This is a genomic window from Duganella sp. 3397, from assembly GCF_031456625.1.
GTDB lineage: Bacteria > Pseudomonadota > Gammaproteobacteria > Burkholderiales > Burkholderiaceae_D > Rugamonas > Rugamonas phyllosphaerae.
Window position 1 is genome coordinate 322,973 of record NZ_JAVDVB010000001.1, and the last position, 13,528, is coordinate 336,500.

Consider the following 13,528-nt stretch of genomic DNA (forward strand, 5'->3'; position numbering starts at 1 on the left):
TAAAATCAGGCGTTTACGCGCTGTAGAACCGGGCGCGTAAACTGTGTATGCGGACAGGCACTGTTTTTGGATAAAAAATGGCGTCCCCAGAAAATTTTTGTTTACACACAATTCACACCTGTGGATATCCATAAGGTTATCCACAGCGCAAAACACCCTCCAGTCATTCTCTTTTTTCCATACCGATTCGCGTGGAAAAACAGCCGTGCTCATCAAGAAACCCAATCAGCATAAGGGTGTCTGACTAGATCCAGATCAAACAATCCTCGTATTTATACCGTATTGTTGACCATTTTGTTACTGTGTATGATCTGAAAAAAAGGCAGTACCTTGCATAAAAATACAAGGAGACAGGATGTCAGGCTTTATTCTAGAAACACAGAATTTGACCAAGGAATTTCGCGGCTTCAAAGCCGTTTGCGACGTCAATCTTCGCGTACAGCGTGGCCACATCCACGCTCTCATCGGCCCCAACGGCGCCGGCAAAACCACCTGTTTTAATCTGCTCACCAAGTTTTTGGTCCCCACGTCCGGCCGCATCCTGTTCAACGACAAGGACATCACGGCGGCCAAGCCGGCGCACATTGCGCGCATGGGCGTGATCCGTTCGTTCCAGATTTCCGCCGTGTTTCCGCACCTGACGGTGCTGCAAAACGTGCGCATCGGCTTGCAGCGCCAGCTCGGCACCAGCTTCCATTTCTGGCAGAGCGAACGCAAGCTCGACGCCCTCAACGACCGTGCCATGGCGCTGCTGGCCGAGGTGGACCTGGCCAGTTTCGCCGACACCATTACGGTCGACATGCCTTACGGCCGCAAGCGCGCGCTGGAAATTGCCACCACCCTGGCCATGGAACCGGCGCTGATGCTGCTCGACGAACCCACCCAGGGCATGGGCCACGAAGACGTGCACCGGGTTACCGAGCTGATCAAAAAAGTCTCCACCGGGCGCACCATCCTGATGGTCGAACACAATATGAAAGTGGTGGCCGGCATCTGCGACCGCATCTCGGTGCTGCAGCGTGGCTGCATGCTGGCCGAAGGCACGTACGCCGACGTGTCGCGCAACCCGCAGGTAATGGAAGCGTATATGGGCACCGAGGCTGGCGCCGAAGGGGCCCATGCGCAGGAACTCGAAGGAGCGCACTGATGACAGCCGCGCTCGACATCAGCAACCTGCAAACCTGGTACGGCGAATCGCACATCCTGCACAACGTCAATCTGCGCGTACAGCCGGGCGAGGTGGTCACCTTGCTCGGCCGTAACGGCGCCGGCCGCACCACCACTCTGCGCGCCATCATGGGCCTGACCGGCGCGCGCAAGGGTTCGATCAAGGTCAATGGATCGGAGGCGATCGGCCTGCCCACCCACCAGATCGCCCACCTGGGCATCGGCTATTGCCCCGAGGAGCGCGGCATTTTCGCGTCGCTCTCCACCGAGGAAAACCTGCTGTTGCCGCCGCAACTCGCTGGCGGCAAGCAGGGCATGTCGGTGGCCGATATCTACGCCATGTTTCCCAACCTCGAAGAACGCAAGCATAGCCAGGGCACCCGGCTCTCGGGTGGCGAGCAGCAAATGCTGGCCGTGGCGCGCATCCTGCGCACCGGCGCCCGGCTGCTGCTGCTCGATGAAATCTCGGAAGGGCTGGCGCCCGTGATCGTGCAAGGCCTGGCGCGCATGATCAAGACCCTCAAGGCCAACGGTTACACCATCGTCATGGTGGAACAGAATTTCCGGTTTGCCGCGCCCCTGGCGGACCGGTTCTATGTGATGGAACACGGTCAGATCGTCGAGACCTTTGTTGCATCCGAACTCAGCGCCAAGATGCCAGTGTTGACGGAGCTTCTCGGCGTGTAGCGCATTTTTGTTCGAACTACCTCGGGAGACACCATGAAACGCAAAGCAATGATTGGCGCCTGTGCGCTATGCCTGTCCTATGGCGCGCAGGCGCAAATTTCAGGCGACACCATCAAGATCGGCATGATCACCGACATGTCCGGCCTCTACACCGACATCGACGGCGCCGGCGGCGCCGAAGCGATCAAGATGGCGATCGCCGATGCTGGCGCGGTCGTCGCCGGCAAGAAGGTCGAATTCATTTCGGCCGACCACCAGAACAAGGCTGACATTGCCGCCTCCAAGGCGCGCGAATGGTTCGACCAGCAGGGCGTGGACATGCTCATCGGCGGCACCAATTCCGGCGCCAGCCTGGCCATGGCCAAGGTGGCGGCGGAAAAGAAAAAAGTGTTTATTTCGATCGGCGCCGGCTCGGCCCGGCTCACCAACGAAGAGTGTACGCCGTACACCGTGCACTACGCCTACGACACCATTGCCCTGGCGCGCGGCACGGGTGGCGCCATCGTCAAGCAGGGCGGCAAGAACTGGTACTTCCTGACCGCCGATTACGCCTTCGGCCAGTCGCTGGAAAAAGACACGGCCGACGTGGTGAAATCGGCTGGCGGCAAGGTGATGGGCGCCGTTAAACACCCGCTGTCGGCGTCGGACTTTTCGTCGTTCCTGCTGCAGGCGCAAGCGTCGGGGGCGCAAATCCTGGGACTGGCCAACGCTGGCGGCGACGCCATCAACGCCATCAAGGCTGCCAACGAGTTCGGCATTACCAAGAAAATGAAGCTGGCCGGCCTGCTGATCTTCATCAACGACGTCCATTCGCTCGGGCTCAACCTCACCCAGGGCATGTACCTGACCGACGGCTGGTACTGGGACCAGAACGACGATACCCGGGCCTGGTCCAAGAAATATTTTGCCAAGATGAAGAAATCACCGTCGATGCTGCAGGCGGCCGATTATTCTGCTGCCGCCCAGTACCTGAAAGCGGTCAAGGCCACCGGTACCGACGATGCCGACAAGGTCATGGCCTGGCTCAAGGCCAACAAGGTCAACGACATGTTCGCCAAGAACGGCGTCATCCGTCCGGACGGGCGCATGGTCCACGATATGTATTTGATGGAAGTAAAAAAACCGTCTGAATCGAAATATCCGTGGGACTACTACAAGGTGGTGGCCACCATTCCTGGCGACCAGGCCTACGCCACCAAGGCGGAAACCAAGTGCAGTCTGTGGAAATGATGTAACGAGTACTGCCGGGGCAGGCCGCCAGGTCCCCCGGTTTTTTTACCCTCCCTCCCGACCCCCGCCTGGTGCGATACCCATGCAGCAGGCGATTTTAAGTTAGTGATCTCATGGAAATATTCGGCTACCCCTTGACCGTCTGGTTGAGCCAGCTAATGCTGGGACTCGTCAACGGTTCGTTCTACGCGATGCTGTCGCTGGGCCTGGCGGTGATCTTCGGCCTGCTCAACGTGATCAATTTTTCCCATGGCGCCCTGTACATGATGGGCGCCTTCGTGGCCTGGATGGGGATGACCTATTTTGGCCTCAGCTACTGGTGGATGTTGTTGCTGGCGCCCCTGGTGGTGGGCGCGTTCGGCGTGATCGTGGAAAAAACCATGCTGCGCTGGCTCTACAAGCTCGACCACCTGTACGGCCTGCTGCTCACCTTTGGCATCACCTTGCTGGTCGAAGGCCTGTTCCGTTCGTTCTACGGCGTCTCGGGCCAGCCGTTCCAGACGCCCGATGCGCTCGCTGGCGCCAGCGACCTCGGCTTCATGGTCATGCCGCACTACCGCGCCTGGGTGGTGGTCGCCTCCGTGGTGGTGTGCCTGGCCACCTGGTACGTGATCGAAAAGACCAAGCTCGGTTCGTACCTGCGCGCCGGCACTGAAAACCCCAAGCTGGTCGAAGCGTTCGGTGTCAATGTGCCGCTGATGGTCACGCTCACCTACGGCTTCGGTGTCGCTTTGGCGGGCTTTGCCGGGGTGCTGGCGGCGCCGATCATCCAGGTCCAGCCCCTGATGGGTCAGAACCTGATTATCGTCGTGTTCGCCGTTGTGGTGATCGGTGGCATGGGCTCGATCATGGGTTCGATTTTGACCGGCCTTGGGCTCGGCGTGATCGAGGGCCTGACCAAGGTGCTGTACCCGGAGTTTTCCTCGACGGTTGTGTTCCTGGTGATGATCGTGGTGCTGCTGCTGCGTCCCGCCGGCTTGTTTGGCAAAGAAAAATAAGAGGTCCTTCATGAACAAGAAACTCGGATATTCCCTGGCCTTAGCCGTCGCGCTGGCGGCGCCGTTTATCGGCTACCCGGTATTCCTGGCCAAGCTGCTGTGCTTTGCGCTGTTTGCCTGCGCCTTCAACCTGCTGATCGGCTTTACCGGCTTGCTGTCGTTCGGCCACGCGGCGTTCTTTGGCGGCGCCGGCTATGTGGTGGGCAACGCTCTTAAGGTGTGGGGCTGGCCGGTCGAGCTGAGCCTGGCGATGGGCCTGCTCACCGGCGCCGGCCTGGGCCTGGTGATGGGCGGCCTGGCAATTCGGCGCCAGGGCATTTACTTTTCCATGATCACGCTGGCGCTGGCGCAGATGGTGTTCTTTGTCGCCTTGCGCGCCGGCGGCTTTACCGGCGGCGAGGATGGCTTGCAGGGCGTTCCACGTGGCAGCTTGCTCGGCATGATCGATCTCGGCAGCGATCTCACGCTGTACTTCTTCGTGCTGGCGCTGGCGGTCGGCGCGTTTGCCCTGATCGTGCGCACGGTGCACTCGCCGTTCGGCCAGGTGCTGATGGCGATCAAGGAAAACGAGCCGCGCGCGGTCTCGCTCGGCTACGACGTGGACAAGTACAAGTTGCTGGCCTTTGTGCTGTCGGCCGCGCTGGCCGGCCTGGCCGGTGGCCTCAAGGTGCTGGTGCAGGGTTTCGAAACCCTGACCGACGTCCACTGGACCATGTCTGGCCTGGTAGTGCTGATGACCCTGGTGGGCGGCATGGGCACCCTGGCCGGCCCCATCCTTGGCGCGCTGATCATCATCATGCTCGAGAACAAGCTGGGCGACTGGGGCATCTACCTGTCGTCGGTCAGTGGCATCGAATGGTTCACCACGATCGGCGAGGCAGTGAACATGGTGGTGGGGCTGATCTTCATCATTTGCGTGCTGGCGTTCCGGCGCGGCATCATCGGCGAGTTCCTTGCCTGGACCCGAAAGAAGCCGGTCATCAAGACGACATGATCGTCATTTGACTGAAACATGATGCAGCACATACGCCGGGCGATCTGCCCGGCGTTTTCTATTCGGGCGGGTTAAGTTCTGGCAGCAGGGGCTGGAGAGAGCCTTTCCGTCCGTTATTGACTAACCTGGAGGATGAACATGAAAACCACGACACTTGTGACGGCCGTCTCCGCAGCCGTCGCCACCATGGCCCTGGCTGGCTGCGGCTCGCACGGTCACCACGATCACGGTGAACCGAATGAAGCGCCGCGCTACCTGCGCGATATCACCGTCGCCACCTACGATGGCGTCGCCGACGACTTGCTCACCGGCGGCCTGGGCACCTCGGGCTTGAGCGCCGCCGCGCCGGCGCCCGGTTACGCCGACCCGCTCAGTCCCACCCCGGCCGAGCTGCGCCGCAACGCCATCTATTTCAATTACCGGGCGATTGCCGACGTCAATCCCACCGCCGGCTACGGCCGCCTGTATGGCCCCAATGTGGATATCAACGGCGTACCGACCGCGGGCGAGGGCAAGATTGCCGGTACCGAGTATATCGCCTATGCCGACGACGGCAGCGGCAAGCAGAACGTCACGGTGATGGTGCAGATACCGGACAGTTTTGATGTCACCAATCCTTGCATCATCACCGGCGCCTCAAGCGGCTCGCGCGGCGTGTACGGCGCCATCGCCACCTCGGGCGAGTGGGGCTTGAAGCACAAATGCGCGGTGGCCTATACCGACAAGGGCACCGGTACCGGCCTGTACACGTTCGAGGACGACAGCGTGAACCTGCGCAATGGCGTGCGTGCGCCGCGCGCCACGGCCGGCATCAACGCCAATTTCTCGCCGTCCATCTCGGACGCCGAACGCGCCGCGTTTGCTGCCGCCTACCCGGGCCGCATCGCCTCCAAGCACGCGCACTCGCAACAGAATCCTGAAAAGGACTGGGGCATGCACGTGTTGCAATCGGTGGAGTTCGCGTTTTATGCGCTCAACGAAAAGTACGGCGAAGTGAGCAAGGATGGCAAGGGCCGCCGCGTGCGCTTCACGCCGCGCAACACCATCACCATCGGCTCGAGCATTTCCAACGGCGCCGCGGCGGCGCTGCTGGCGGCCGAGCAGGATCGCAAGGGCCTGATCACCGGCCTGGCGGTGAGTGAGCCGCAGATCCAGCCCAAGGACGCCACCAGCTATTCGGTACGGCAGAACGGCGCGCCGGTGACAGGGCAGGGCAAGCTGCTGATCGACTATTCCACTTATGCCGCGTTATACCAGCCGTGCATCGCCGCCACCGCAGCCACGGCCGCGCGCTGCACGGCGCTGGCCGCCAAGGGCTTGCTGGCCGGCGCCGACCTGGCGGCGCAGCAGCTCGATGCACGGGCGCGGCTGCGTGCCTATGGCTGGCTGCCGGAGTCCGATCCTTTGCAGGCGACGTACTCGCCGACCAATGTGCTGGTCGCTGTCACCTACAGCTTTGCCTACGGCCGCTTCGCCCCCACCGACAAGGTGTGCGGCTTTACCTTCGCCCCGGTCGATGCGGCGGGCTTGCCTGCCGTCTTCACGCCGGCGCAAAAGGCGGCCAGCTTCGCCACCCAGAACGGCATCATCGGCACGCCGATCTACGAGGACTCGGCCGGTGGCGCGCGGTCGTATGCGCTCGGTGTCTCGCCCAGCACCAACCTGGCCGATCAGTCGCTCGACGGTTTCCTGTGCCTGCGCGCGCTGGCCACCGGCATCGACCCGGTCAATGGCAATGCGTTGACCGGCGCCTTGGCCGAGCAGAGCCGACGGGTACGCCAGGGCGCAGCCGAGGTGGTTGCAAATGGCAAGTTGAACGGCAAGCCGGCAATCATCGTTCACGGCCGCAGCGACACCCTGATGGTGGTGAATTTTACGTCGCGCGCTTACCTGGGGTTGAACGCCGCAGCGGAAGGTTCGTCGAGCAAGCTGCGCTACATCGAAGTTACCAACGGCAACCATTTCGATGTGCTCACCACGCCGCTGCCGCAATACGTGATCCCGCTCAACGTGTACCTGTTCCGCGCGCTCGACGCGATGATGGCGCACTTGCGCAGCAATGCGCAGCTGCCGCCGTCGCAGGTGGTACGCACCACGACGCGGCCTGACAACACCGTGCCGCTGACGGAGGCGAACTTGCCGCCGTTCGTGGGTGCACCGGCGCCGGCCAACGCGATCACGGTGAGCGCTGCGACGGTGGATGTGCCGCAGTAAATCGGACGAGGCGGCAGCGATTCCTGCTGCCGCTTTTTACCTCATTGGCGTAGTCATCTATGCCGAATCGGCATCGCCTGCAAGTAGCGCAGGCGGCCGATTGTGATAGCGCTGGCGCTGCCTGCCTGTTGCGTCTTTGCTTCCCTCACCGGGGCCATGCCATCTCGGCATCAAGCTTGGGACCGGTTGTTCCGTACAATACAGCCTTGATCAATGGACAGACGGCGGCAGTAGTGGATTACTTGATTTTGGGTGTGGCCGCATTTGGCGCAGGACTGGTCGATGCGGTGGTGGGCGGGGGCGGGCTGATCCAGATGCCGGCGATTTTCTCGGTGTTCCCCAACACCGCGCCGGCCACCTTGATCGGCACCAATAAGCTGGCGTCGATCTTCGGCACCAGCGTGGCGGCAGTCAGTTACGCGCGGCGGGTTGCGGTAGCGTGGACCGTGGCTGCGCCGGCAGCGTTTGCGGCACTGATCTTCTCCTTCCTTGGCGCCTATACGGTAACCAAGGTATCGCCAGACTTTCTGCGCACTGCCTTGCCGGTGGTACTGCTGCTGGTGGCGATCTATACCTTTGCCAAGAAAGACCTGGGCTCGGTACACGCGCCGCTCCACACGGGCCGCAAGGAGCAAACGCTGGCGCTGATCATCGGTTCAGCCATCGGCTTTTATGATGGCTTCTTCGGCCCGGGCACCGGCAGCTTTTTGGTGTTCCTGTTTGTGCGTGTCTTCGGCTTTGACTTCCTCAGCGCGTCCGCCGTCAGCAAGATTGTCAACGTCGCCTGTAACTTTGCCGCCCTGGTGTGGTTTGGTTACAGCGGGCACTTGCTGTGGCAACTTGGCTTGATGATGGCGGTGTGCCAGATCGCCGGTTCGGTGATTGGCACCGGCTTGGCGATGAAACACGGCAGTGGCTTTGTGCGCAAATTGTTCCTGATCGTGGTGTCGGTGTTGATCGCCAAGACCGGTTACGACGCCTACCTCAGATGGTAAACATGACGTGATGTTTCACGTGGAACCAAAACCGTAGTAAAAAAGAAGGGCGCTGATCGACAGACCAGCGCTCTTTTTCATTGTTTCACGTGGAACAAAAGCAGAATATTTTTGCCTAAAAAAGTCGCAGCTGCAAAAAGACTCTATAATTTGACCTTACTCCCTCCGCTTTAAAAAATTCCATCATGTTATTTCCAACTTCATTCGACGTCATCGTTGTCGGCGGTGGTCACGCCGGCACCGAGGCCGCACTTGCTTCCGCCCGCATGGGGCAGAAGACTTTGCTCTTGACGCACAACATCGAGACACTGGGCCAGATGTCCTGCAACCCCTCTATCGGCGGTATCGGCAAAGGCCACCTGGTCAAGGAAGTCGATGCCATGGGCGGCGTCATGGCGATCGCTACCGACGAGTCGGGCATCCAGTTCCGCATTTTGAATTCCTCGAAAGGCCCGGCAGTACGCGCCACGCGCGCCCAGGCCGACCGCATCTTGTACAAGGCAGCGATCCGTTCTCGCCTGGAAAACCAGCCCAACCTGTGGCTGTTCCAACAGGCTGTCGATGATTTGATGGTGGAGGGCGACCGCGTGGTTGGCGCCGTCACCCAGATCGGCCTGAAGTTCTTGGCGCCTGCCGTGGTGCTCACCGCTGGTACTTTCCTCGACGGGAAGATCCACGTCGGCCTGCAAAATTACTCCGCTGGCCGCGCTGGCGACCCACCGGCGACCTCGCTGTCGGCCCGTCTGAAGGAACTGAAACTGCCGCAAGGCCGCCTGAAAACCGGCACGCCGCCACGCCTCGACGGCCGGTCGATCGACTTCGCGCAGATGGCCGAACAGCCGGGCGACCTCGATCCGGTGCCGGTGTTCTCCGTCATGGGCAACGCCGCCATGCACCCGCAGCAGTTGCCATGCTGGGTCACCCACACCAATAACCAAACGCACGACATCATCCGTGCCGGCCTCGATCGCAGTCCCATGTACACGGGCGTGATCGAAGGCGTGGGCCCGCGTTATTGCCCGTCGATCGAAGACAAGATTCACCGCTTCGCCTCGAAAGAATCGCACCAGATTTTCCTGGAACCGGAAGGCCTGACCACCCACGAATTCTATCCAAACGGCATCTCCACCAGCCTGCCGTTCGACGTGCAAATTGCCCTGGTGCGCTCGATGAGGGGACTGGAAAACGCCCACATCCTGCGTCCGGGCTACGCCATCGAATACGATTATTTCGACCCGCGCGGCCTGAAAGCGTCGCTGGAAACCAAGGCCGTCGCTGGCCTGTATTTCGCTGGCCAGATCAATGGCACTACCGGGTACGAAGAGGCCGCAGCCCAAGGCATGCTGGCCGGTATTAATGCCGCGCTGCAAACCAAGGGCCGTGAAGCGTGGACCCCGGCGCGTTCGGAAGCGTACCTGGGCGTGATGGTCGATGACCTGGTCACGCAAGGCGTGATGGAGCCGTACCGCATGTTTACCAGCCGCGCCGAGTACCGTTTGAGCCTGCGCGAAGATAACGCGGACATGCGCCTGACCGAAATCGGCCGCAAACTGGGCTGTGTTGGCGACGCGCAATGGGAGTCGTTCGACCGCAAACGCGAGGCTGTCGCTCTTGAACTCGAGCGCCTGCGTTCCACGTGGATCAATCCCCGCATCGTCGAAGCTGCCGAATCGGAGCGAGTGATTGGCCAGGCCATCGAGCGCGAATACTCGCTGGCCGACCTGCTGCGCCGTCCCGGCGTGGGCTACGACAAGCTGATGACACTGGCTGGCATTGATGGTCGTGACCTCGCTGGTCCGGGCGTCACCGACGACGCGGTGCGCGAACAGATCGAAATTCAGCTCAAATATTCGGGCTATATCGACCGCCAGACCAAGGAAGTCGAGCGCCACGAGCACTACGAAAACCTCAAATTGCCCGAGAGTTTCAACTACCTGGACATCACCGCGCTGTCGGTGGAAGTGCGCCAGAAGCTCCATGCCCAGCGTCCGGAAACCCTGGGCCAGGCCTCGCGCATCTCCGGTGTAACCCCGGCCGCGATCTCGCTGCTGCTGGTACACCTGAAAAAAGTAGGCTTCGGCGGCTTCCTCAACAAGGAGATGAAAGACGAGGTGGTGCAATGAAGGTGTTCGATCGCGCTGTCGTCGCTGACGTTTTACGCACCGGAATCGCCGGACTCGCGCTCGATTTGAGCGAAGTGCAGGTCGAAAAACTGCTCGACTACCTGGCTCTGCTCAACAAGTGGAACTCGGTGTACAACCTGACGTCGGTGCGCGATCCGCTGCAGATGGTCACGCTGCATTTGCTCGATTCCCTGGCAGCCGTTTCGGCGTTCGCAGGCGCCAAAAACGTGCTGGACGTAGGCGCGGGCGGTGGTTTGCCAGGCATGGTGCTGGCCATTAGCCGGCCCAACATGAAAGTGTCGATGATCGATACTGTGCACAAGAAAACCGCCTTCCTGAACCAGGTCAAAGCGGAGCTGGAACTGACCAACGTGACGGTGTACACCAAGCGCGTGGAGCAGCTGGAAGTGAAAACCAAGTTCGACGTGATTACCTCGCGCGCTTTTGCCGACCTGTCGGACTTTGTCAACTGGTCGGGGCATCTGCTGGAAGAGGGCGGCCAGTTCATCGCCTTGAAAGGCACGGCGCCAGCGGAAGAACGCGAACGACTGCCAGAGCCGTGGAAGGTGCAGAAACTGGAGCCTTTGCAGGTGCCGGGGCTGGAGGCGGAGCGTCATCTGGTGTTCATCAGATCAGAGCAAACCGAAACGGTATAAATCATTTAAACGAAATAAATGATTTATACGAAATAAACAGTATAAATCGTTTAAACGGTATAAATAATTAAAGAGAAAAGACGATAACAAATACATGGCGAAAATTTTCTGCGTAGCGAATCAGAAGGGCGGGGTGGGCAAGACCACCACCACCGTCAACCTGGCGGCCGGCCTGGCAAAGCTGAACCAGCGCGTGCTGCTGGTGGACCTGGACCCGCAGGGCAACGCCACCATGGGCGCAGGCATCAACAAGGCCGGCCTGGCCGCCTCCACCTACGAGGTGATGCTGGGCGAATCCGACGTGGCCACCGCGCGCCTGCGTTCGGAGGCAGGCAGGTTCGACGTGCTGCCATCGAACCGCGAACTCGCTGGCGCCGAGGTGGAGATGGTGGCGCTCGATAACCGCGAGCGGCGCCTCAAGTTGGCCTTGGCGGCAGTGGATCAGGACTACGATTTTATTTTGATCGACTGCCCGCCCGCACTGTCGATGTTGACCCTGAACGGCCTGTGCGCCGCCCACGGCGTGATCATCCCGATGCAGTGCGAGTACTACGCACTGGAAGGCTTGTCCGACCTGGTCAACACCATCAAGAAGGTGCACGCCAACCTGAACCAGGACTTGAAAATCATCGGCTTGCTGCGCGTGATGTTCGATCCGCGCATGACGCTGTCGCAGCAGGTGTCCGCCCAGCTCGAACAGCACTTCGGCGACAAGGTCTTCAAAACCATCATCCCGCGCAACGTGCGTCTGGCCGAAGCGCCGTCGTATGGCATGCCCGGCGTCGCGTTCGATCCATCGTCCAAGGGTGCGCAGGCGTATATCGCCTTTGGCGCCGAGATGGTCGAACGCATCAAGAAAATGTAACGCATTCTTCATACATATATATGGCAACCAAAAAACTCAAAGGCCTGGGGCGCGGCCTCGACGCGCTGCTCGGCGGCGACGACAAGGCGCCTGACGCCAACACGCCGTCCGAATTGCCGGTCACGCAAATGCAGGCCGGCAAATACCAGCCGCGCACGCGCATGGACGAGGGCGGCCTGCAGGAACTGGCCGCGTCGATCAAAACCCAGGGCATCATGCAACCGATCCTGGTGCGCCCGGTCGGCAGCGACCCGCTGACCGGCGCGGTCACCTACGAGATCATCGCCGGCGAACGGCGTTTCCGCGCGGCGCAACTGGCCGGGCTGGAAGTGTTGCCGGTGCTGGTGCGCAACGTCGACGACCAGGCCGCCGCCGCCATGGCGCTGATCGAGAACATGCAGCGCGAGGATCTCAATCCGCTGGAGGAAGCGCAAGGCATCCACCGCCTGATTACCGATTTCAGCTTTACCCACGAGCAGGCAGCGAACGCCGTCGGTCGGTCGCGCAGCGCCGTGTCCAATTTATTGCGCCTGATGAATCTGGCCAGCAGCGTGCAAACCATGCTGATGGCCGGCGATATCGACATGGGCCACGCGCGCGCGCTGCTGGCGGTCGATGCCGCCACGCAAATCAACCTGGCCAACACGGTCGTTGCCAAACGGCTATCGGTACGCGAAACCGAAAAGCTGGTGACGCGCACGCTGGAAGAACAGCAGGCGGCGCCGAGCGAAGCGCGCCAGAAGGAAAAATCCGGAGATATCACCAGGCTGGAAGAAGAACTATCGGACAAGCTGGCCACGCCGGTGGTGTTCAAGATGGGCAGCAAGGGGCGCGGCCAGATGATCATCGACTTTGCCGACCTCGACATTCTCGATGGTGTTTTGGCAAGACTGCGGGCGTAATTCACGGTATTGCCAGAAATTCGTCATCCTCGCGAAAGCGGGGATCCATGCTGAGCATCAACTCAGATAGTCTATGGAACCCCGCCTGCGCGGGGATGACGGATCTTGGCGGCAGTGTTGATTTTTGGGAATCAATTGCCCATTTTCCCCTTTTACCCCATCTGGCGCCAAAGTGGTGCAACGCGTTTGGAAATGTTTATAAAAGCGTCTCATTCACGCACTAAATGCTCTGGTGCGGTGCACCATGTTTGACGTGATACATGAAAGACACATATAATCACGCGTCTTTGAGTTTATCGGTGTTTTTTTGGAGCTCGCAGTGCGTAAAACGACGAGTGTTTCCAGGCCGATGTTTAAAGTCGTCGCCCTCCAGTTGGCCATCGCAACTGGGTTCGCCTTGCTCGCCTGGAACCTCGGTGGAGTACTCAAAGCATGGTCGGCCGCCTATGGCGGAGCAATCGCAGTCATCGGGAGCCTGGTGTACGCGATGATCGTCATGGGCGCAACGAATGATCCAAAAAAGACTTTCCGGACGCATTTTCGCGCGGAAATGGTCAAGTTTTCCGTCACTGCAGCGCTGTTTATTGTCGCGCTGGTGCTATTTTCATCGGCCGCTTGGTTATGGCTGATCTTGGGATTCGCGGTAGCAACCATGGCGTATTGGTTTGCACTGCTTGCAGTTTAATTAACAAAATCT

General features: G+C 60.3%; 12 protein-coding genes. All 12 read left to right on the forward strand.

Annotation, left to right across the window (positions count from 1 at the left end; translation table 11 throughout):
* The first annotated feature begins 355 nt into the window (after nt 1-355).
* The 12 genes from J2X54_RS01365 to J2X54_RS01420 all read left to right on the forward strand — a co-directional run bounded on the left by J2X54_RS01365 (nt 356) and on the right by J2X54_RS01420 (nt 13,516).
* Nucleotides 356-1,147 (forward strand): ABC transporter ATP-binding protein, encoded by a 792-nt coding sequence (locus J2X54_RS01365; protein WP_310176925.1) that lies wholly within the window; start codon nt 356-358, stop codon nt 1,145-1,147.
* Nucleotides 1,147-1,854: an ABC transporter ATP-binding protein gene (locus J2X54_RS01370; protein ID WP_070249661.1), complete on the forward strand. Its 708-nt coding sequence runs from the start codon at nt 1,147-1,149 to the stop codon at nt 1,852-1,854. Before J2X54_RS01365 ends, J2X54_RS01370 begins: the two co-directional genes overlap by 1 nt.
* 33 nt (nt 1,855-1,887) lie before the next feature.
* Nucleotides 1,888-3,084: an ABC transporter substrate-binding protein gene (locus J2X54_RS01375; RefSeq protein ID WP_070249662.1), complete on the forward strand. Its 1,197-nt coding sequence runs from the start codon at nt 1,888-1,890 to the stop codon at nt 3,082-3,084.
* Between the two features lie 113 nt (nt 3,085-3,197).
* Nucleotides 3,198-4,082, forward strand: a complete 885-nt coding sequence (locus J2X54_RS01380) for a branched-chain amino acid ABC transporter permease (RefSeq protein ID WP_310176931.1) — start codon at nt 3,198-3,200, stop codon at nt 4,080-4,082.
* Between the two features lie 10 nt (nt 4,083-4,092).
* The gene (locus J2X54_RS01385) at nt 4,093-5,076 is read left to right on the forward strand and encodes a branched-chain amino acid ABC transporter permease (protein ID WP_310176933.1); all 984 of its coding nucleotides are present in this window, start codon (nt 4,093-4,095) and stop codon (nt 5,074-5,076) included.
* Between the two features lie 138 nt (nt 5,077-5,214).
* On the forward strand, nt 5,215-7,290 hold the full coding sequence (locus J2X54_RS01390; RefSeq protein WP_310176934.1) for a 3-hydroxybutyrate oligomer hydrolase family protein: 2,076 nt from the start codon (nt 5,215-5,217) through the stop codon (nt 7,288-7,290).
* 233 nt (nt 7,291-7,523) lie between these two features.
* A complete protein-coding gene (locus tag J2X54_RS01395; protein WP_056142647.1) occupies nt 7,524-8,285 on the forward strand; it encodes a TSUP family transporter in 762 nt (253 codons plus the stop codon).
* A 185-nt stretch (nt 8,286-8,470) separates the two neighbouring features.
* Entirely contained in the window at nt 8,471-10,408 is a 1,938-nt protein-coding gene (gene mnmG, locus J2X54_RS01400) for a tRNA uridine-5-carboxymethylaminomethyl(34) synthesis enzyme MnmG (RefSeq protein WP_310176936.1), read from the forward strand.
* Nucleotides 10,405-11,064, forward strand: a complete 660-nt coding sequence (gene rsmG / locus J2X54_RS01405) for a 16S rRNA (guanine(527)-N(7))-methyltransferase RsmG (protein ID WP_310176938.1) — start codon at nt 10,405-10,407, stop codon at nt 11,062-11,064. The genes mnmG and rsmG overlap by 4 nt, the downstream gene beginning before the upstream one ends.
* Nucleotides 11,065-11,158: 94 nt before the next feature.
* A complete protein-coding gene (locus J2X54_RS01410) occupies nt 11,159-11,929 on the forward strand; it encodes a ParA family protein (protein WP_310176941.1) in 771 nt (256 codons plus the stop codon).
* Between the two features lie 20 nt (nt 11,930-11,949).
* On the forward strand, nt 11,950-12,831 hold the full coding sequence (locus J2X54_RS01415; protein WP_310176944.1) for a ParB/RepB/Spo0J family partition protein: 882 nt from the start codon (nt 11,950-11,952) through the stop codon (nt 12,829-12,831).
* Between the two features lie 319 nt (nt 12,832-13,150).
* Nucleotides 13,151-13,516 (forward strand): ATP synthase subunit I, encoded by a 366-nt coding sequence (locus tag J2X54_RS01420; RefSeq protein ID WP_229255411.1) that lies wholly within the window; start codon nt 13,151-13,153, stop codon nt 13,514-13,516.
* The last annotated feature ends 12 nt before the right edge of the window (nt 13,517-13,528 follow it).